Origin of the sequence: Arthrobacter sp. MYb229, from assembly GCF_002975405.1 — a bacterium.
Lineage (GTDB): Bacteria > Actinomycetota > Actinomycetes > Actinomycetales > Micrococcaceae > Glutamicibacter.
Map to the genome: position 1 here is coordinate 540,129 of NZ_PCPS01000001.1, position 20,297 is coordinate 560,425.

15 protein-coding genes are annotated in these 20,297 nt (G+C 56.3%); 13 read left to right on the top strand and 2 right to left on the bottom strand.

From position 1 onward, the window contains the following. Nucleotides 1–2: 2 nt before the first annotated feature. The 9 genes from CQ019_RS02585 (at nucleotide 3) to secA (ending at nucleotide 11,446) form a co-directional block, all read left to right on the top strand. Nucleotides 3–374 carry a chorismate mutase gene (locus tag CQ019_RS02585; RefSeq protein ID WP_096286604.1) on the top strand — a complete coding sequence of 124 codons (372 nt, stop codon included), beginning with the start codon at nucleotides 3–5 and terminating at the stop codon, nucleotides 372–374. After that, nucleotides 367–1,419 carry a hypothetical protein gene (locus CQ019_RS02590; RefSeq protein WP_105552457.1) on the top strand — a complete coding sequence of 351 codons (1,053 nt, stop codon included), beginning with the start codon at nucleotides 367–369 and terminating at the stop codon, nucleotides 1,417–1,419. The genes CQ019_RS02585 and CQ019_RS02590 overlap by 8 nt, the downstream gene beginning before the upstream one ends. 135 nt (nucleotides 1,420–1,554) lie before the next feature. Beyond that, the gene (gene mtrA, locus CQ019_RS02595; RefSeq protein WP_105552456.1) at nucleotides 1,555–2,235 is read left to right on the top strand and encodes an MtrAB system response regulator MtrA; all 681 of its coding nucleotides are present in this window, start codon (nucleotides 1,555–1,557) and stop codon (nucleotides 2,233–2,235) included. A 41-nt stretch (nucleotides 2,236–2,276) separates the two neighbouring features. After that, nucleotides 2,277–4,046: an MtrAB system histidine kinase MtrB gene (mtrB, locus tag CQ019_RS02600; RefSeq protein ID WP_258133868.1), complete on the top strand. Its 1,770-nt coding sequence runs from the start codon at nucleotides 2,277–2,279 to the stop codon at nucleotides 4,044–4,046. Nucleotides 4,047–4,135: 89 nt separating this feature from the next. Continuing rightward, nucleotides 4,136–5,749, top strand: coding sequence for an LpqB family beta-propeller domain-containing protein (locus CQ019_RS02605; protein ID WP_181148226.1), 1,614 nt, complete (start codon nucleotides 4,136–4,138; stop codon nucleotides 5,747–5,749). Between the two features lie 136 nt (nucleotides 5,750–5,885). Next, the gene (locus CQ019_RS02610; RefSeq protein ID WP_105552453.1) at nucleotides 5,886–6,593 is read left to right on the top strand and encodes a ComF family protein; all 708 of its coding nucleotides are present in this window, start codon (nucleotides 5,886–5,888) and stop codon (nucleotides 6,591–6,593) included. A gap of 173 nt (nucleotides 6,594–6,766) precedes the next feature. Further along, a complete protein-coding gene (gene hpf, locus CQ019_RS02615) occupies nucleotides 6,767–7,465 on the top strand; it encodes a ribosome hibernation-promoting factor, HPF/YfiA family (RefSeq protein ID WP_105569254.1) in 699 nt (232 codons plus the stop codon). A 68-nt stretch (nucleotides 7,466–7,533) separates the two neighbouring features. After that, complete coding sequence (locus CQ019_RS02620) at nucleotides 7,534–8,658, top strand: winged helix-turn-helix domain-containing protein (protein ID WP_181148227.1); 1,125 nt, start codon at nucleotides 7,534–7,536, stop codon at nucleotides 8,656–8,658. 133 nt (nucleotides 8,659–8,791) lie between these two features. Continuing rightward, nucleotides 8,792–11,446 (top strand): preprotein translocase subunit SecA, encoded by a 2,655-nt coding sequence (secA, locus tag CQ019_RS02625; protein WP_105552450.1) that lies wholly within the window; start codon nucleotides 8,792–8,794, stop codon nucleotides 11,444–11,446. On the opposite strand, the gene CQ019_RS02630 is transcribed toward secA, so the two are convergent. Together CQ019_RS02630 and CQ019_RS02635 are read right to left on the bottom strand one after the other, a co-directional pair. After that, the gene (locus CQ019_RS02630; protein WP_105649572.1) at nucleotides 11,443–11,820 is read right to left on the bottom strand and encodes an Rv3235 family protein; all 378 of its coding nucleotides are present in this window, start codon (nucleotides 11,818–11,820) and stop codon (nucleotides 11,443–11,445) included. The two genes, secA and CQ019_RS02630, sit on opposite strands and share 4 nt — an antisense overlap. A 151-nt stretch (nucleotides 11,821–11,971) precedes the next feature. Next, nucleotides 11,972–12,631, bottom strand: a complete 660-nt coding sequence (locus CQ019_RS02635) for a LysM peptidoglycan-binding domain-containing protein (RefSeq protein ID WP_146113300.1) — start codon at nucleotides 12,629–12,631, stop codon at nucleotides 11,972–11,974. Between the two features lie 191 nt (nucleotides 12,632–12,822). On the opposite strand from CQ019_RS02635, the gene CQ019_RS02640 reads away from it, so the two are divergent. From CQ019_RS02640 to CQ019_RS02655, 4 genes are all read left to right on the top strand, one after another. After that, nucleotides 12,823–13,371: a hypothetical protein gene (locus CQ019_RS02640; RefSeq protein WP_105568864.1), complete on the top strand. Its 549-nt coding sequence runs from the start codon at nucleotides 12,823–12,825 to the stop codon at nucleotides 13,369–13,371. A gap of 172 nt (nucleotides 13,372–13,543) precedes the next feature. Next, the gene (locus CQ019_RS02645; RefSeq protein ID WP_105552446.1) at nucleotides 13,544–14,128 is read left to right on the top strand and encodes a hypothetical protein; all 585 of its coding nucleotides are present in this window, start codon (nucleotides 13,544–13,546) and stop codon (nucleotides 14,126–14,128) included. Further along, nucleotides 14,125–15,363: a hypothetical protein gene (locus CQ019_RS02650; RefSeq protein WP_105649571.1), complete on the top strand. Its 1,239-nt coding sequence runs from the start codon at nucleotides 14,125–14,127 to the stop codon at nucleotides 15,361–15,363. Before CQ019_RS02645 ends, CQ019_RS02650 begins: the two co-directional genes overlap by 4 nt. A 120-nt stretch (nucleotides 15,364–15,483) precedes the next feature. Further along, nucleotides 15,484–20,289 (top strand): NAD-glutamate dehydrogenase, encoded by a 4,806-nt coding sequence (locus tag CQ019_RS02655; RefSeq protein WP_258133828.1) that lies wholly within the window; start codon nucleotides 15,484–15,486, stop codon nucleotides 20,287–20,289. Nucleotides 20,290–20,297 lie beyond the last annotated feature (8 nt).

The following is a 20,297-nucleotide window of genomic DNA, read 5'->3' on the forward strand; positions in this document are numbered from 1 at the left end:
TCATGAGCGAGCCGAACACTACTGCCCCTATCGAGGAATTCGACCCGCATGCAAGTTCTCTGCCAGGGGAAGTTGAGCAAGAAGTCCTCGACGAGTTGTACGCCATCCGTGGAAGCATCGATAACTTCGATGCCCAGTTGGTGTATCTGCTTGCCGAACGCTTTAAGGCCACACAACGCGTGGGCCTGCTTAAAGCACGTCATGACCTGCCGCCCAGCGATCTCAATCGTGAAAAAGCGCAGATTCAGCGCTTGCGCACCTTGGCTCACGAGGCACACCTTGACCCGGAGTTTGCCGAGAAGTTTTTGAACTTCATCATCTCCGAGGTCATTCGCCACCATCAGAACATTTCTGACGCGCATAAAAATGACTGAACCAAGTGACGATTTCGCCCGTTCGGATGTCTTCGTCACCTCGTTCTGCCAATTTCCCGGTCAAGATCCGTTGGAGATTCACAAGGTTATCCGCGGGGAACTAGGCGAACCGAATTTGGCGGTTTTCCCGCAATTAGTGGACCGCGGTATGGGTTCCGATGCACTGGGCCGAAGCGCCAGCATGGTCAGCGACATGGGCTTTGACCTGCAACCGCATGGTTGGCGCATCGGGGTCACCGATGGGATTGATGCCCGTCGGGCGCGGAGCTTGTTGCGCAGCGACGAAAACCTCTTGGCTGATGTCATCGGCGCCGAGAAGAAACCAGCGACGCGACTGAAGATTTCGACCCTTGGGCCGTGGTCATTGGCGGCAGGGCTCTACCTGCAGCACGGTGAACGGATCCTGATTGATCACGGGGCACGCCGGGATGTCTTGGAGGCTTATGCCGACGGGGTGAAGCAGCAGCTCCTGCGGATGCGCGGGAGCACCACGATTCAAAGATTTACGGTGCAGCTCGATGAGCCGCAGCTGCCCGCTGTGCTTGACGGCGCATTGCCCACCGCCAGCGGATATCGCACCTTACGCTCCATTCCACGACAGGAGGTGCGCGAGGTTTACTCCCGGTTTGTGCAGACGCTTGCCGAGGTCGAAGGCACGCAAATAGTCGTTAATCTGCCCAGCGCCGATGAGCAGTGGATCAAACGCGTGGACATCTTGCATCAGGCCGGTGTGCAAGGGTATGTGATCGATCCGGCGCGAATGGATCACCGCTCATGGGAGCGCGTCGCAGCTTTGGTGGAAACCGGGGCGCAGATTTACCTTCAGCTACTTGAACCGGGCAAGCGTGCCCCGGGAGTTGTCGACGGGGTGAACAAGGTGCTCCGGCCGTGGCGGCAGCTTGGCCTGCCGTTGACGCAGTTAGGCCAGCTGACGCTGATGCCCGCAGGCACGTTTGCCAACGCGAGTGCAAATCAGGTGGTTGAATGCCTGCAACATTTAACCGGTTATGCCCAAGCTTTGGAGCAAACGCGGGTTGACGCGTAGCGGAATCCTTGATTTGTGCGGTCACAGCACGAAAACGGGGGTGTGTCATGTATCTTAGGAAGAGTGGGGAAAGTAAAAGTACCCGTATAGGCGACGTGGGTGACGCCACTGTTTTCGGTTTCAGGGGGATGTTGTATGAAGTTTCGGATTTTAGTCGTCGATGATGACGAGGCGTTGTCGGAGATGATCGGCATCGTCTTGCAGAATGATGGTTTCGAAGCATCATTTTGCTACGACGGATCCGGCGCAATCGAGGCATTCCGCGAAGCTAATCCCGACCTGGTTCTGTTAGACCTGATGTTGCCTGGAATTGACGGCATCGAGGTCTGCAAGCAGATTCGTGCGGAGTCGGACGTTCCGGTGGTCATGCTGACCGCAAAATCTGATACCGCAGATGTTGTTCGCGGCTTGGAATCCGGGGCTGACGACTATGTGCCCAAGCCCTTTAAGCCAGCAGAGCTGGTAGCGCGCGTTCGAGCCCGGTTGCGCCCGAATGAAACGCATGTGGCAGAAACTCTGACCGTGGGGGACGTGACAATCGATGTCGCCGGGCACCGCGTGACCCGCGCTGGTAATCAGGTCTCCCTCACCCCACTTGAATTCGATCTATTGGTCACCATGGCACGTAAACCGTGGCAGGTCTTCAGCCGCGAGCAGCTCTTGGAAGCTGTATGGGGTTACCGACACGCAGCCGATACGCGCCTGGTGAACGTTCACGTGCAGCGATTGCGGTCCAAAATTGAATTAGACCCTGAAAAACCACAGGTCATTCAGACCATTCGCGGTGTGGGTTACAAGGCTGGTACGGCAAGTTGAGTGAACACGCCACGACCGGAAGCGAGATTGCACCGGTCGAAGTGCGTGCTCAAATTCCTCCGGTAGCTCCTGCATTCTTGAGGGTAAGGCTTTGGGTCAAACGACCTATTGAATGGATTCGGCAGCGCTGGCAGCGCCACCTGATGTATCGCACGGTGATTTCGACCTTGCTCTTTACCTCCTTGGCGCTGTTGGCAGCCGGCGCTTTTTTGTCCAACCAGATTTCCTCCGCGCTATTCAGCGAGCGGTTTAATCAGATTTCAAAAGAATCTGAACGTGGTCTGGCTCAGGCGCGTTCAATTCTTGAATCTGCCTCCACAACCGACCGTGTTTCTACCCAGTCCTTGGTGAACTCGACCTTGGCGACGCTAGAAGGCGACGGAGCCACGGTGATCCGTGACTTTGTGCTCAAACCAATTCCGGTCGCAGGTGATGAAAACCTGTATGTAGGACCCACCGCTTCTGGCTCATTGACTACCCGAGTAGTCCCAGACGACCTGGCCGAAAGTGTGCAGAGCGATTCGGGGATTTTTTGGCGTTCAATTGAGCTTGGCGTTGGTTCGGAGATTCAGCCAGGCATCATCATCGGCACCAAGGTGTTGATCCCTCCGGGCCGTGAATATGGGCTGTACTTGGTCTATGACTTATCCAGCGTGCAGGACACCCTGGAATTCATCAACCGTGCCATGGCCTTTACCGGTCTGGTCTTGTTGCTAGTCGTTGGCTTTATTTCCTGGTCTGTATCCCGCACCGTAGTGCGTCCAGTTGCAGACGCGGCGTATGTATCCGAACGGATTGCCTCGGGCGATCTCGACCGGAGGATGAAGGTTGCTGGCAAGGATGAAGTCGCCAGACTCGGTACTGCCTTCAATCACATGGCGCACTCGCTGCAAGAACAGATTACCCAGCTCAATCACCTCTCGGCCATGCAGCAACGTTTCGTTTCCGATGTTTCCCACGAATTGCGAACCCCGCTGACCACAGTGCGTATGGCCGCTGAGCTAATTCACGATGCTCGCGAGAACTTTGATCCGCTCACCGCCCGTTCGGCGGAGCTCATGTATGAGCAGATTGAACGTTTCCAGAACCTACTCAATGACCTCTTGGAAGTGTCCAGATTCGACGCCGGCGTTGCGGTCCTTGATCGAGAGTCCACCGACCTGAACGTCATTGTACGAAAGGTGATCGACACCGCCACGCCCGTGGCCGATGAATATGGCTCGATTATCCGGTTCAACGCCCCGGCAGAGGGATGCGTGGCGGAATTCGACCCGCGCCGAGTTGAGCGTGTGGTGCGAAACCTCGTGCTAAACGCCGTAGAACACGGCGAACAGAACCCCATCGATATCACCATCGGCCAGAACGAAAGCTCGGTCGCGGTGACCGTGCGAGACTACGGCATCGGGATGAGTCCCGAGGCCTGCAAACATGTTTTCGATCGCTTCTGGCGTGCGGACCCGGCACGTGCCCGGACTACCGGCGGCTCGGGGTTGGGCCTGTCCATTTCAATGGAAGATACCCGGTTGCATGACGGACGCCTGGAAGCCTGGGGAAAGAAGGGCGTGGGCTCGGCATTCCGCTTGACCTTGCCGCGGACCGCGCACGACGCGATTACCTCATCCCCACTTCCATTGGAACCTCCGGTGACAGAAGAAATTCTCGGTCTGCTCGGTGATTCCTTCCCGTTGACCGGTGAGGTGCCGAAGATCGGCTACACGCCGTTGATCTTGGACGACGAAGATATTCTTATCGAGGACGAAATCTTCCCCAAGCCGGTGGATCCATCCGAGAATCCGGGGGAGGGCAAATAATGCGCTTACGGTTGCTGAGAGTTCTAACTATCGTATTTACCGGGCTGCTCATACTTTCAAGCTGCGCCGCCATCCCACGTAATTCGACCGTGCAGAAGATTGAAGCCGAATCCGACCAGGGCGAATCGCAGCCTTTTCGCTTTGATGCCCAAGGGCCAACGGAAGGTGCAGATGCACGCCGTATCGTCGAAGGGTTCGTCGAAGCTGGACGATCGGTCCTCGAAGATTATGCGCTTTCGCGGGAATTCATGACCCCAGAGTTGGGGGCCGACTGGCGCGGGAATACCCGCACGCTGATCTATGAGGCGATGAACGTACTCACCGGTGCCGAAAGTAACCGATACACGGTGCAACTGGAAATATCTGGTGAGGTTGACGCGATGGGTGTTTACACCCAAGAACCAGAGCATTCAACGCGCGCCGTGGACGTGGAACTTACCCAGGTGGATAACCAATGGCGGATTTCCAATGCGCCGGACGGGATCATGCTGGAATCGAGTTCCTTCAGCAAGATCTTCGCTCCGCAAACTATTTATTTCTACGACGCCAGCTACCAATATTTGGTGCCCGATGTCCGCTGGTTTACCTCTGGCGCGGGTACGACGACGTCTATGGTGGAGGCCTTATTGGCTGGTCCGGCGCCATATCTGCAGAACGCCGTCGTTTCGGCCTTTTCTCCGGCAAGTACGCTCGTGCGTTCGGCGGTGCCGGTGCGAGATGGAACGGCGACGGTTGATCTCAGCGCCGAGAGCCTCAGCGATGCCTCTGATCATGCGAAACAGCTCATGCAGCAGCAACTTGAAAAAACGTTATCGCCCTTGTCCTCCGTGAGCATTGTGCGCATGCTTCAAGATGAAACCGAAGTGACCTTGGGCTCGCCGTCGGCAAACTTTGTGCCGGCGCTGATCAATCCGAGTACCCCGGACACACTGATCGCGATTTCCAATGAATCGCTGGTTTACGTCAAAGGACGATCGATCATCCCCGTTGGCGGAGTCCCGGACATTTCGGCGTTCCACCCGCGCCATCCTGCCATGTCAGCGGTGGGGAATCGGTATGCCTTCCTCAATGGCAAGGGCACGCAATTGATGACGATCAGCGAGAGCGGAAGCGTCAGCGTGGCCGCTCAAGGCGGCGCCTTAATCCGCCCCTCGATGGACATCGCGGGCTGGACCTGGACGGCTGACAACACCGCGGAGCATCCGCTGCTGGTGGTGCCCGAAGATGTGGCCGGGCAGGGAGAAGTGCGCCCGATTAGCGTCTCCTGGCTCGAAGACACCAAAATCAGTTCCTTGGCTATTTCGCGTGATGGCGCACGTGCGCTGATCGTGGCCGAAGAGAATGACGAAGCTAAAGTATACGTCGCCGGCATCGTGCGTGACGCCGATGGTGTGCCACGCGGACTGACCGACGAGCCGATGGAAATCTTCCCAGATGTGCCAGTTTCCACCGCCGTATGGGACTCGGATCGTTCAATCATTGTGGCCGAGTTGAGCGCAACCGAACAGGTTGCAGCGGAACAAATCACTTTCGAGCATGGATCTGAACGGTTGGGTCTGCTGCTCGGCATGAGCGGCATAACCTCGGGTGTCGGAGATCGCCGACCGGTGTATGCCGAAACGAGCGAGGAACTTTACACGCGGGTGGGCAATTCATGGCATGCGCTCGATGACTACGCCAAAGACGTCGCATACCCGGGCTGAATTCACAATTGGTGAGACATCTTCCAGCGCAAGGCGGTTGCAGCGACATCCTTGAAGCATGTCACTCCAACGCCGTTCCGCTGGCTTACTTGATGCGCTGGTTCATGCGCGGAGCGCCGGATGGATCATTCACTCGGTGCGCGAGACGCTGAACCTACTTTTACCTACGAGTTGCGCAATTTGCGAGCGTGCGGATTTTAGGCTTTGCCCCGAATGCCGGCACAAGATTCATCAGCAGCTGTTTTTACCACCATTGGGGGATCAGCTGCAGTTCTATATTGAGCTGCCCAGTACGCAGTGGCAGCTGCCGGTCAGCGCCAGCGGTATCTACAGCAACGAACTGGCGCGAGCTATCTTGGCCTACAAGAATCAACAACGTCATTTCTTGGGCCAAGAGTTCGCTCCTTTCCTGGCCGCGGCGATTAATATTGCTTGTCCTCCTAGAGTATTGGGCCAGCCTACGTTGGTGGTTCCCATGCCCAGCTCCGTGCGTGCCCTGAGCACGCGCGGTTATCGACCAGTAGAGGTCATGCTGAAAATGGCACAGCGCCAGAGGCTGCTCGGGGAGCACACTCGGACCTCACCGGTACTTCACTATCGTTTCCGTCAGCTTCTTGGTGGGCAGCAGAAGAGCAAAGCTGGGCCCGCGCGGCGAAGCGGTGACTCGCGGCTGATTGCGGAAATTCCGAAGTATTCGGGACAGCCGATAATTCTCGTCGACGACGTCACGACCACGGGGTCCACCCTTCGCAGTGCGGCGCTGGCTTGCTTTGAAGCAGGCTACGACGTGATTGGAGCCGTGGTTCTCGCATTCACAAAACCACCTAGCGATGACGAGGACTAGCCGATTTCGCTGAACGCGATATGAAATCTGGCTGTTTGGTACTTGAATCCTGCCGGATGTGGCATAGGGTGAAGTATGGGTTGCATCACAGATGCAGCGAAGGCCCATCTTCAGCCTTTGGGGGAGGAAAACCCCGGGCTGTTGTGTCACCCGACTCCCTATTGGAGGACACCATGGAGCTGAATTACAGCGGACGTAATATCACCGTCTCGGATCGATTCCGTGAGTACGTTGACGAGAAAATCACCAAGGTCGACCAGCTGGCCAGCAAGATTCAGCGCATCGATGTGAAAGTCGTCAAGGAAGCACACGCCCGCAACCAGAGCACCGCGCTTAGCGTCGAACTGACGGTCGTTTCACGGGGCCCCGCAATTCGTGCGGAAGCTCGCGGAGCAGATAAATTTGCGGCGTTCGACATCGCATTCGCAAAGCTCCTCGAAAGATTGCGCAAGGCACGGGATAAGCGGAAGGTTCATCGTGGAAACCATGCGCCAATCGCTGTCCACGAGGCGACTAGCTCGCTACCCGTAGCTCCAAGCGACAAATCTTTGGTGCAGGAGACGCTCGAAGCCCAGGCAAGCGCTGAAGCCGAGGCAAACGCGAAGGAAGCGGAGTATTCGCCGGTCGTCATTCGCCGCAAGGTCTTCCCCGCTGAAGTCATGAGCGTTGATGACGCAGTTGATCGCATGGAACTCGTTGGGCACCCCTTCTATCTGTTTATCGATGAAGCCACCGGCGCTCATTCGGTCGTCTACGGACGTACCCAGTACCAGTACGGCGTCATCACCCTCGACCCGTCATTGGGTGAAAACGACGAATTGCCAACCGAAGTTCGCGGTTACCGCGATAAGGCCCTGGCTAACGAGGGCTAATCATTAACAACTCTCACGACCTGGGCGGTCAACGCACTCTGGGCTTATCTCAAGCACGAAGAATTGCGTTGGCCGCCCAAGGTCTGTCTCGACCACGCAAGCAGACCAAGGTTTCCAAGCGCCACCTTGTGGGGGTTCTTGACGCAATCGGGCAATTGCAGATTGACTCGATAAACGTCGTCAGCAGGGCGCACTATGTTCCATTGTTCGCTCGACTTGGTCACTACGACACCCAACTGCTGGATGCCTTGGTGTCGCAACGGCATGGACCGGCAACCGAATACTGGGCACATGAGGCAAGCTATGTGCGTAGCGAGCTCGTGGCAGATCTCGTGCCCTGGCAACGCCGGCGCTGGGTTGATCGTTCGGAACAATTCGATGGCGATTTGAAGGACCTGAGTGCCCGGGTAATCGAGCACCTCTCGTTGCACCCGGGTACTAGCGCACGCCAGCTCAGTGCCTCGCTGGGAGTCAATCCCATGAAGGATCGAAACCACTGGGGATGGAACTGGAATGACACCAAGATTGTCACCGAAGCATTATTTGCGCAGGGCAGGATTCTTGCATTGGGTCGAAACACGCAGTTCGAGCGATTATTCGCACTGAGCCAGGATGTCTTGCCGGAGCTGCCGGCGGTCGACCAAGAGCATAAATATCAGGCGCTACGTCGGCTAGTCGTAGAGTCCTTGACCGCTCAAGGCATTGGTACAAAGCATTGCGTTGCCGAATACTTCAGATTGCCAATTCGTGAGGTTCAGGCAGCTCTGGAATCCATGGCTGACGAGGGACTGGTGGAACGCGTGCAAGTTGAACGAGTGACAGAGACGTGTTTCATGATCCCCGGTACGAAGATCCCTCGGAGAATCGCACCGGATCTGCGCTTATTGGCGCCATTTGATTCGATGGTGTTCAACCGCAAGCGGCTGGAACGCTTCTTTGATTTCGAATACCGAGTCGAAATCTATGTTCCCAAAGAGAAGCGTCGCTATGGTTATTATGTTTTCCCAATGCTTTACGGGGAGCGCTTCGTTGGTAGGGTCGATTTGAAAGCCGACCGCGCGAAGGGCGAATTGCAGGTAAATTCGGTGCATTATGAGGCGCACGCACCGAACGAAGTTGCTGCTGCCTTGGAAATTGAACTCGGACGAATGGCGCGCTGGCTTGCCTTAGACAACGTGAAATACAGGCTGTGAACAGCCTGTTAGCGCAGTTCCTATTTGCATGCAGAACACCAAACCGCCCCGGGAAATAGCAAGTTGTGCTGTTTTCCTCACGTAGACTAAAGACGCCAGAATTTACTGTGCTTGAGATATTGGGAGCTACCACGTGGCATCATTGCTAGAACGTATTTTGCGTACCGGCGACAAGAAGATTCTAAAGACTCTTCGAGCTTACGCCGACACGATCAATACGTTGGAAGACGAATTTCGCGACATGTCGGACGAGGAGCTTAAAGCCGAGACCGATAAGTTCCGTGCTCGTTTAGCAGAAGGCGAAACTCTTGAAGCATTGCTTCCGGAAGCTTTCGCGGCCGTTCGCGAGGCCTCAGACCGAGTTCTGGGCATGCGCCACTTCGACGTGCAGCTCATGGGTGGCGCTGCACTGCACCTGGGTAATATCGCAGAAATGCGTACCGGTGAAGGTAAGACCCTGGTTGCGACTGCGCCGGCTTATCTGAATGCCCTGTCCGGTAAGGGCGTGCACGTGGTGACCACCAACGACTTCCTCGCGCAGTATCAGTCGGATCTTATGGGTCGTGTTTTCCGATTCCTCGGCTTGAGCTGTGGTTGCATCTTGTCCAATATGGATCCAGCCGCGCGGCGTAAACAATACGAGAACGACATTACCTACGGAACGAACAATGAATTCGGATTCGATTACCTGCGCGACAACATGGCATGGAATAAGACCGAACTTGTCCAGCGCGGACACAACTTTGTAATCGTCGATGAGGTCGACTCGATTCTGATCGACGAGGCACGTACGCCATTGATCATTTCGGGCCAAGCATCAGGCGACGTGAACCGTTGGTACACCGAATTCGCCAAGATCGTCAAACGCCTCGACCGTGAGGATGACTATGAAGTCGACGAAAAGAAGCGCACCATCGGTGTGCTGGAAGACGGTATCGAGAAGGTCGAAGACTATCTTGGCATCGACAACCTGTACGAATCGAATAACACCCCGCTGATCGGTTTCCTGAACAACGCTATTAAAGCCAAGGAACTGTTCAAAAAAGACAAGGACTACGTCGTTGTCAAGGACGAAGTCATGATCGTCGATGAGCACACCGGACGCGCCCTTGAGGGCCGCCGCTATTCCGAAGGCATGCATCAGGCCATCGAAGCCAAGGAAGGTGTCAGCATTAAGGCTGAGAATCAGACCTTGGCGACCATCACCTTGCAGAACTACTTCCGCATGTACGACAAGATCTCGGGCATGACCGGTACCGCGCAGACTGAAGCCGCCGAATTCATGGGTACCTACAAGCTCGGTGTCGTCGAGATTCCAACAAACCGCCCGGCCATTCGAAACGATCAGGCCGACCTGATCTACAAGAATGAAGTTTCCAAATTCAATGCGGTCGTCGAAGACATCGCCGAACGTCACGGAACCGGACAGCCCATCCTGGTGGGTACCACCAGCGTTGAAAAAAGCGAATATCTGTCGCGGCTGCTCTCCAAGGGCGGCATTCGCCACGAGGTGCTGAACGCTAAACAGCACGCACGCGAAGCTGCCGTCGTTGCCATGGCGGGTCGTAAAAATGGCGTCACCGTCTCCACCAACATGGCCGGACGTGGTACCGATATCATGCTCGGCGGCAACGCCGAGTTCCTGGCCGTCGCCGAAATGGAACGCCGAGGATTGGATCCGGAGAACCATCCGGAGGAGTACAACAAGGTCTGGGACGAGGTCTTTGCGAAAGCCAAGGCCACCGTGGCTAGCGAAGCCGATGAGGTCACTGCGCTCGGTGGGCTGTACGTGCTTGGCACCGAGCGCCACGAATCGCGGCGTATCGACAACCAGCTGCGTGGTCGTGCGGGTCGTCAGGGTGACCCGGGTGAGTCCCGTTTCTACCTCTCGATGACCGATGACCTGATGCGGCGGTTCAACTCCGGCATGGCTGAACGCATCATGAATAATCCGTCGATGCCAGACGAGGTGGCCCTGGAATCCAAAATGGTCTCCAAGGCCATCGAGTCCGCGCAGGCGCAGGTCGAGGGAGTAAACGCCGAACAGCGTAAGAACGTGCTGAAATACGATGACGTGATGAACCGTCAGCGTGAAGCAATCTACGCCGACCGTCGCGCGATCCTAGAAGGCGAGAATATCGACGAGAAGGTCAGCCACTTCCTCGAAGACGTCGTGAAATCCATGGTCAACGAGGTCACTCTGGTTGGCAACCCGGATGATTGGGACCTGAAGCAGCTGTGGACAAACCTCAAGCAGCTTTACCCGATCGGCCTCACTGTCGATGAAGTGGTCGAGGAGGTGCACGGCGTTGGGCATCTAACTCCACAGTTCCTTGAAACCGAGATCCTCTCGGACGCTAAGTACCAGTATGAACTGCGCGAAAAGGCCATCGGCTCCGAGGTCTTGCGAGATCTCGAACGCCGCGTCGTGCTTTCCACGATCGGTCGCAAGTGGCAAGAGCACCTGTACGAGATGGACTATCTCAAGGAAGGCATCGGTCTGCGTGCCATGGCTCAGCGCGATCCGTTGGTTGAATACCAGCGCGAGGGATACACCATGTTCCAGACCATGATGGAATCCATCCGTGAAGAAAGCATCGGAACACTCTTCAACCTCGACGTGCCAGCCGGATCGGAAACGAGTCAGGAATCCTCCGGTGCAGTGGGCGAACCGGCCGTTCCGAAGAACTTGCAGTTCACCGGGCCTGACGAGGACGGCGAAGCCAGTACCCAGGCCAAGCAAGCTTCGAACCCGGCCAAAAAGAACAAGAAAAGTAAGCGCCGCTAAAGCATTTCCACACTGGTGATTTGCCATCGTCCGTGCCATGGCTCAATTCTGAGAGCTACGGCGCGGACGCGGTGTTTAAAGGCCACGATGACCGAGCATTCGTAGGCACCGGATATCGTAGGCCACAAATGCAGCGAACGTACCTCGCCGTGGCTGGTGCCCGGCATCGGCTGGACGGTGTAGCCACCGGTTTGCAGAATTGCCTGCGAACGAAGCTTTTTTACGCATTCGGGGTCCATGACAAAAGCCAATTGGCTCACCGAACGATATCCAGCGATGATCTCGAAGACTGCTCGGGACACCGCATGAGAGAGTTCGACGACGGTCTTGCGCTCGGATGGTGCAATCGCCGGTCGATGAAATATGCGATCCATGGCCAACGAAATTTGCTGTGGCGATCTGTTGGCGCTGGGCTGGCGATGTTCTGCGGTGAAGCGTAGCGGTGTGTTTGGGCAGCTGCCTGCCCTGCTATTTCTTGTCCGGTTGGCAAGCAGCTCTGACTCGATGCTCACGGTGTTTTCCTCCCTAGTCGGTTTTGGGCAACTGCAGTTCGATACCAAGCCGCAGCAGATTTGGGTCCTCCCCGATCACCTGGCGGTTCAACTCATATATTTGCGGCCAAAGCTCGGCAATCTCGGCAGGCGATCCGTGTCTGTTGAGCAAGTCGTTGGCGATGCTCCATAAGGTTTGTCCAGATGCGACGACTACATGATCCGGTTGCGCAGAGGCACTTTTTCGGTCATTCCCGGATCCCAGAAGTCGGTTCATAGGAATGCTCAGTGAGCCAGGAAACCAGCCCGGTGTTGGGATTTCGGTATTTGGCTGTGCTGAGGCAGTTTCTGGGCTGTGTGGCAAAGATGCCAGCTCCCCGGTTTGGTGGTGCGAGATATCCGGGTGAGGAGTCGTCGCGCCGTTGGCAATGCCGGTTCCGGACAGTGCCAACGTTGTTCCTAAGATCGGGCCCACTGCACGGTGAGCCAAGCTTGGGGCCAACCGGATCAACAATTCCAAGAAGCCGCCATGCCCGTGGCGTGCCGCGTTAATTGCCGCGCGCAGGAGAGCATAAAAAATCAGGTACGCACCAAAGAGGACTCCGGTGCCAAGCAGAAATAACACCAGCAAGTTCTGCGACAGGTCGCCAGCTGGATCGAAGTGGGGCCGTGAACGTACGGCCCATTCGGCCAAGGCCAACAGGATGACCAACGTTGCACCAGTCAGCAGACCGACCATGAAAGTCTTCCTTAAGCGGAACATCCATCTCGCCTCTTTTTATGTAATTTGATGCAGTTTGCTATAGTTAGATATAGATGATGACACTTTAATTGATTTTATGGAAGAGGGTTTCCCGAAAAACTCTTCTCTCGTACAGTGGGCGCATGCGATGGGATTCCCTTTTTGAAGATCTTGAGGCCCAGGCCGAAGCCCAACTGGCGGCACAGTTCCGCGAAGAGGTAGCGGAATGTATTCGTATCGAACGAGCTACAGAGCAAATGCATGAGCGCTTGCTTCGGCTTCAAGGATCGGCAGTTGCCCTGAAGCTGGCCGGCGAATACGAAATAAACGCAAGGCTTGGCCCCATCGGTAGAGAATATTTCTGCCTCGAAAATGAAGGCAAGCGTTGGCTGGTGAAGAATTTGGCGCTGCGTTCACTGGAAATGAATCAGATCGGTTCTAACCTCGCAGGGCGCTTATCGCCAGTAAAGTTCTCCACCGTGGTTCGCGGCGTGCTGCGTGATCGCCAACGAACCTTGGCATATGACATCAACGGCAAGCCAATAGCCGAAGGAACCTTGTCGCAGGTAGGTAAAGACTTTCTCATCATTGCGCTTCATCCCAGAGACGATTACGCGCGTGATCGCAGTATCACCGGCTATCAGCTCCTGCCGCTAGATACGGTCGGCTGGGTCCAAGTCGTCGATGTCTAATAATCCACAGGCCCCGGAATAGGTCTTCACACCAACCGAAACTTGTCGTAGGCTCTCGAAACAAGTAGCTAGCGCGGGCAAAGGACAGAGCATGAGCGGCGAACAGAACACCGGCACGACCCGTTCTGCTAGCGCACCGCGAGTAAAGCGACCGACGTGGAAGGACCCGAGATTGGCCCTGGGCGCGGTCCTGGTCGTGGCTTCAGTGGTTGGCACGGTTTATCTCGTGCGCGAACTGAACCACACCACAGAGGTTTATGTAGCCGGAGCAAACATCACTCTGGGAGAAGAACTCTCGACGCAAAATCTTCGAACTGAGAATGTGAAACTCGGGGAATCCGGTGTTCAATACCTCGAAGCGAATCCGGAGCTCATTACCAACGCCCGCGCCAATACCTTCATTGGAGCCGGTGAGTTCATCCCGAACGACTCCATTACGCACAACGAATTGGGCTCCCGCCGGCCAATCAATATTGATCTGCCAGCGGATCTTACGCCGGCGATTACCCCGGGTAGTTTCGTCGATGTATGGATTGCCCAACGTGAAAAGGGCGGTTCGGCGTACGGAGTTCCAGAACAGTTGGCAAGCATGGTGGAAGTCTCTGCACGGGTTGCCCGCGCAGGGGGACTCGTGAATCAAAACGGTACCAATCTGGAGCTGCTCGTCGAACCCGACCATCTCGAGCCATTGCTTCAAGCCTTGGCTAACGAATCGAGAATTATCGTGATCTACAATCCAGCCGGTACCCAGCAATGAGTATCTCGGTGGTGGTCTTGGGAAATGGTGAACACGTTGTCCGCCAAATCGAAGGGTATCGCGGCGAGTTGATGGTCACTCGCGTATGTGAAGATATTGCGGAGGCCGTTGCGGCCTGTGCGGTGGGCGCAACAGACGTGCTGTTGGTGTCCGGTCGGGAGCTGCTGCCGCCACTGGAACAGATCGACGCGGTGATTTCGCAACAAACGGTGCTGGTACTGCTGGACGAAAAACCTCGAAGCGGTGGCACCACCCAAGGAATGCTCGAAGTAATTGAGAGCGTTCCAATGCTGGAGCTAGAACTACTCGTGGTGCAGGCGCTTCGTGAATTGACGCATCCCGATGAGTTAGACGAAGCACAGGTCACCGAGGCCTCCGCGCAAGCGACATTGTCGACCGGAAAAATTGTCTGCTTTTGGGGCGCGGCGGGTGCACCGGGCCGAAGCACGGTGGCGCTGAACTACGCTGTGGAAGCCGCGCTCTCAGGAAAAACGGTGGTGATACTGGACGCCGATACTTTTGCCGCGTCCATTTCCATACAGCTGGGTCTGCTCGATGAATCCGCATCTATCGCGCAGCTTTGTCGCGTGATTGACTCGGGATCACGCGAACCTGCAAGGTTGGATGCAACTTGCTTGAGCGTCGAAGTTGGTACTGCGATACTCAAAGTAGCGACCGGTCTGCCCCGGTCAAGCAGGTGGCCGGAGGTGAGGGCCTCTGCGCTACGTCGTGCGACAAGTGTCTTGCGTGAACACAATGATTTGGTGGTGCTTGATGTCGCATCGCAGGTGGAAATGGACGAACAACTGAGCTTTGACACCCAAGCGCCTCAGCGCAACGCGGTCACCGTGGAGATGCTTCGCTGTTCGGATGAAGTATTTATGGTTGTCGCCGCAGATAGCGTAGGGATCCCGCGCGCCCTTCGAGCGATCGATGAATTGGAAGATCAAGTCCCCGGAGTGAGTCTGCAGATTGTTTTCAATAAACTCGGTGCTGCGAATACCGGGCATAGCCCCAAACGGCGTCTCCTGGAAACCTGGGATCGGTTCGGGCCCAATCATTGCATCGCTGGATACCTGCCCCAAGACGTGGTGAGCTGCAATGCGGCGCTACTAGCCGGATCGCCCTTGGCTGAAATCGCCCCTAAGAGTACATTGCGTACTGAAATACGGGGTTTGCTGGGCATTAAATCCACGGAAAAGAGACGGAAGCGACTGAGTCGTCGAATCGGCTGAAACCTTGAACTTTGGTACTCGAAAACACGGTAGTGTGGTTTCTATCGGAGATCCGCAAAGACGCGGATTAATTAGAACTTCGTTCTTGGAGGCGTTCACTTGAACTCGTCGGAATCCAGCATGTCAGAATCATTTATGGATGCGACACTCACCTCGCAGTTGGTGAGCGAGTACTATGGCCAAATCGCTAGAGAAGATGTCGCGGCGTTTACGCCCGACGAGCTCGAGGCGCGAGTAGCCGCACACTTGGAAATCGGATATGGCCGCGACGTTGATACGGCCAATGTATCTATTACCCGCAACAATGGTGTTTCGGTGGTACATATCGTCACCGACGATATGCCGTTCTTGGTTGATTCGGTCACCGCGGAACTGGTCCGGCTTTCAGCCCCAATTCAGCTCGTCGTGCACCCGACTTTCGTGGTCTCCCGCGATCGAGACACCGGACTGATCAAAAAGCTGTCGCACACGGGGTTGCAGCACGTTGCCAGTGGCGATACGGCTGCCTTGTCGGATCTCAGCACGCTGACCTCGCTCGACACCCATACCAAGGTTGAATCCTGGATTTCGGTAGAAGTCGCACGCGACCTCTCCGACGATGAAGCAGTGACGATCGTTGAAAATTTGCTGAAGGTCCTTGCCGACGTGCGGGTTGCCGTGCAGGACTGGCCCGCAATGCTGGATCGTGCAAAGAGCATTGCCCAGACGCTGCCGCAGACCGCCAATGCAGGCGAGATTGCCGATCTCGACCAAGCGGTAGAGCTGCTGAACTGGATGTCGGACGGTCGTTTCACCTTCTTGGGCTACCGCGACTACTATCTGACCACGGAGCACGGGGAAGACGTACTCGTTGCCCGTGAAGGAAGCGGTCTAGGGCTCATGCGATCCCTGGAGGACCAGGGCCCACAGCACCTGACCAAGCGTGGCCGCGCGACGGCCCGCGACAAGCGCGCATTGATCATCACCAAAGCGAACTCGCGTTCCACCGTGCACCGCGGAGTCTACCTGGACTATGTGGGGGTTAAGAGCTTCGATGCCAGCGGCGAAGTCAATGGTGAGCGTCGCTTCATTGGGTTGTTTGCTACCAAGGTGTACACCTCGAGTGTGAAAACCGTACCGGTGGTGCGTGAAAAAATCGAAGCGGTCCTGAAAAGTACCGGATTCGCCCGAGACTCGCACTCCGGCAAGGACATCGTCACGATCCTAGAGTCCTACCCGCGCGATGAAATGTTCCAGATCTCGGTAGACGACCTGACCGAAATTGCATTAGGCATTCTGCGTCTGCAAGAGCGTCGCCGCACCTCGGTCTTCCTGCGCACTGACTCCTACGGGCGCTTTGTGACCGCAATGGTGTATCTGCCACGCGACAGGTTCTCCACCGATGTGCGACAGCGTATCGAAAAAGAGCTGGATTCCAGCTTCAATCCGGTGTCCACCGAATATGAAGCGCAGCTCGGAGCCGGCGCCTTGGTCCGGCTGTTCTATCGACTTCGCCTTCAGCACCATGGGTTGACCCCGGTGGTGGATCGCAAGGCGTTGGAGAATCGAATCGCCAAGGCAGTTCGCTCCTGGAACGACGCGATTACCGACACCGCACGGAATAGTCTCGAACCGGGCGAAGCCAACCACCTGGCCAATTCGTGGGCCGGCGCATTCCCTGCAGCGTACAAGGTGCAATTTGAGATTGAAGATGCACTGGCCGACATTGATCTGCTGGAGGAGCTTGATGCTCCGGATCAGCAAGGACCAGTCGTTTCCTTCTACGATGCTGCCAATGACGAAGATTCCGCTGTCACCAAGCGAATGAAAATCTTTGTAGACCGGCCGTTGCTGCTTTCAGGGATCCTGCCCGTACTGCAGGATTTGGGCCTTGATGTGGTTGATGAGCGCCCGTATGAGCTGAACCCCGAAGGTATCGGCGAGCGGTACATCTATGACATGGGGCTGAAGGTTGATCCAGAAATCGACTTCGCCACCATCGAAACCAAACTTGCCGACGCCTACTCTGCCGTGGTTCGCAACGCCGCCGAATCGGACAAGCTCAATGCGCTGGTGCTGCGTGAAGGGTTAACCTGGCAGGAAGTCGCCATGCTTCGTGCCTACGCGCACTACCTTTTGCAGCTTGGCATTTCGAATTCCACCGGATTCATCGCATCGACCCTGGTCAACAATGCGGCAGTGACACACGGTATCGTCGATTTGTTCCATGCCACCTTCGATCCTTCGCTCTCTGCTGCGGCTTCAACTTCGGCACGGGATCAGGCTCTGGCTCAGATCGACGAAGCACTTGAAAATGTGCCTACCTTAGACGCGGACACGCTGCTTCGCCGTTTCGTAAAGGTCATAGAGGCAACCAAGCGGACGAACTACTACACCGAACGTCTCGCGCTGGCCTTCAAGCTCGCACCCGAAGAGATTGACTTTGCCCCATTCCCACGGCCAAGGCATGAAATGTGGGTCTACTCGCCACGTGTCGAGGGTGTGCATTTCCGGTTTGGTGCGGTTGCCCGCGGTGGCCTGCGCTGGTCCGATCGTCGAGAGGACTTCCGCACCGAAGTGCTGGGTCTGGTCAAGGCGCAGATGGTCAAGAACTCGGTGATTGTGCCTACCGGAGCAAAGGGCGGTTTCTACGCCAAGCAGCTACCTAGTCCGGCAGTAGATCGGGCAGCTTGGATGGAAGAAGGCAAAGCCTCCTACCGCATCTTTATCCGGACCTTGCTGGATTTGACCGATAATCTGGTCACCGATGAAAATGGCGAGCACGTCGAGTCACCAGCTAATGTGGTGCGCCACGACGGGGATGACACCTATCTGGTAGTGGCCGCGGACAAGGGCACAGCAAGCTTCTCAGACATCGCCAACTCGATTTCGCAGGAGAAGGGCCACTGGCTGGGTGACGCCTTCGCCTCGGGTGGCTCCGTAGGCTATGACCATAAGGGCATGGGCATTACCGCCCGTGGCGCATGGGAATCGGTCAAGCGCCATTTCTTCGAGCTTGGTCTGGATACTCAGCGTGAAGAGTTCACCGCTGTAGGCGTTGGCGACATGTCAGGCGACGTCTTTGGCAATGGACTACTGCGCACCCGTACCGTGAAGCTGGTCGCCGCATTCGACCACCGCGACATTTTCCTAGATCCAAACCCGGCGCCGGAAGCCTCCTTTGTCGAGCGCCAGCGCCTATACGATCTTCCGCGCTCCAGCTGGGCAGACTACAACAAGGAACTGATTTCCGAAGGCGGCGGAGTCTACTCCCGCAGCTTGAAGTCGGTCCCGATTGGCGTGCAGGTACGCGAAGTCCTGGGCTTGGACCCCTCGGTCACTAAGCTGAGCCCAAACGAATTGCTCAAGGCGATTCTGTCGGCACCAGTTGACCTGCTCTACAACGGCGGCATCGGAACCTATGTGAAATCCAGCGCCGAAACACACGCACAGGTGGGCGATCGCGCCAACGACGCGATCCGTGTTGATGGCGGCGCAATTCGCGTCAAGGTCATCGGCGAGGGCGGAAACCTGGGCATGACGCAGCTTGGCCGCATCGAGGCAGCCCGCAATGGCGTTATCCTCAATACCGACGCCATCGATAACTCTGCCGGTGTAGATACGTCGGACCGTGAAGTAAACATCAAGATCTTCGTAGACCGGCAGATCAAGGCGGGAAAGCTCACCGCTGAAGAACGCACCGATTTCTTGTTGTCGATGACGGACAATGTGGGCGACCTGGTGCTGCAGGCCAATTTTGATCAGAACGTGCTACTGCTGAACGAAAAGCATGCAGCCAAGGTCTGGGCTCCCGCCTACGAGCGACTGATGCAGTGGCTGGAAAAAAACGCTGATCTGAATCGTGAGCTGGAGTTCCTGCCAAGTAGCGAGGAGCTGGAACAGCGCAAGAGCGCTGGTGAGATGATGACCGCGCCGGAGATTTCGGTGCTGGCCGCCTACGCCAAAATTCAGCTCGCGCATGCGCTGGCTGAATCCGATCTGGCGGATGATCCGTATTACGTAGCGACATTACGCCGCTACTTCCCGCAGCAGCTAGTGGATCGCTTCGGCGATCAGCTGGAAACTCACCCGTTGCGCCGGGAGATCATTGCGACTGTTGTTGCCAATGACATCATCAACATCGGTGGGGTCACCTATGTCTTCCGTGCCATGGAAGAAACCGGTGCAAACGAAGTCCAGATCGCCAAGATGTTCACCGCGTTGCGTGAAATCTATGGTTTCGACCGGCAATTCGCTGCGATCAACCTCCAACCCGCTGGTACGGAGGTGGCGTACTGGGGAAGACAGCATCACGACATGCGTCGCTTGCTTGATCGTACGACGCGTTGGTTCATCAACCGCGTTGATCAGCAGCAGCCGGTCGAAGAAATCGTAGGCAACTATGAACCGATCGTCAGCGAGTTGCGCCAGAGCCTGCCGACGCTGTTGCGCGGGTCGGATCTCGAACGTTACAACGCATGGCAGCTTGATGCGATCAGCAATGGGATCGACGAGCATCGAGCAAGCATGTGGGCCTCTCAGTTCGAATCCTATACATTGTTGGATATCGCCGAACTGGTTGGTCGTACCGAGTATTCGGCACAGCAGGTCGCCGAGACCTACTTCGTGTTGTACAACCAGTTTGGCGCCGACGATTTGCTCAATCGGATCACTAAGCTGCCGCGTTCGGATCGTTGGCAGGCGTTGGCCCGTGCAGCAATGCGTGACGACCTGTATACGACACTCATTGATCTGACCTTGAACGTGTTGGACAACGGTGCGGAGATTGCCGGTCCGGCAGAGCGTGTTGCAGCTTGGGAAGAAGCAAACACGGCTAACCTTGATCGTGCGAAGACAATGTTTGCTGAAGTAAACAGCCTCGGACGCGACGACATGGCGTCGCTGTCTGTAGCCCTTCGCCTTCTGCGTTCCATCGTCCGGAGGTAACACCCCCT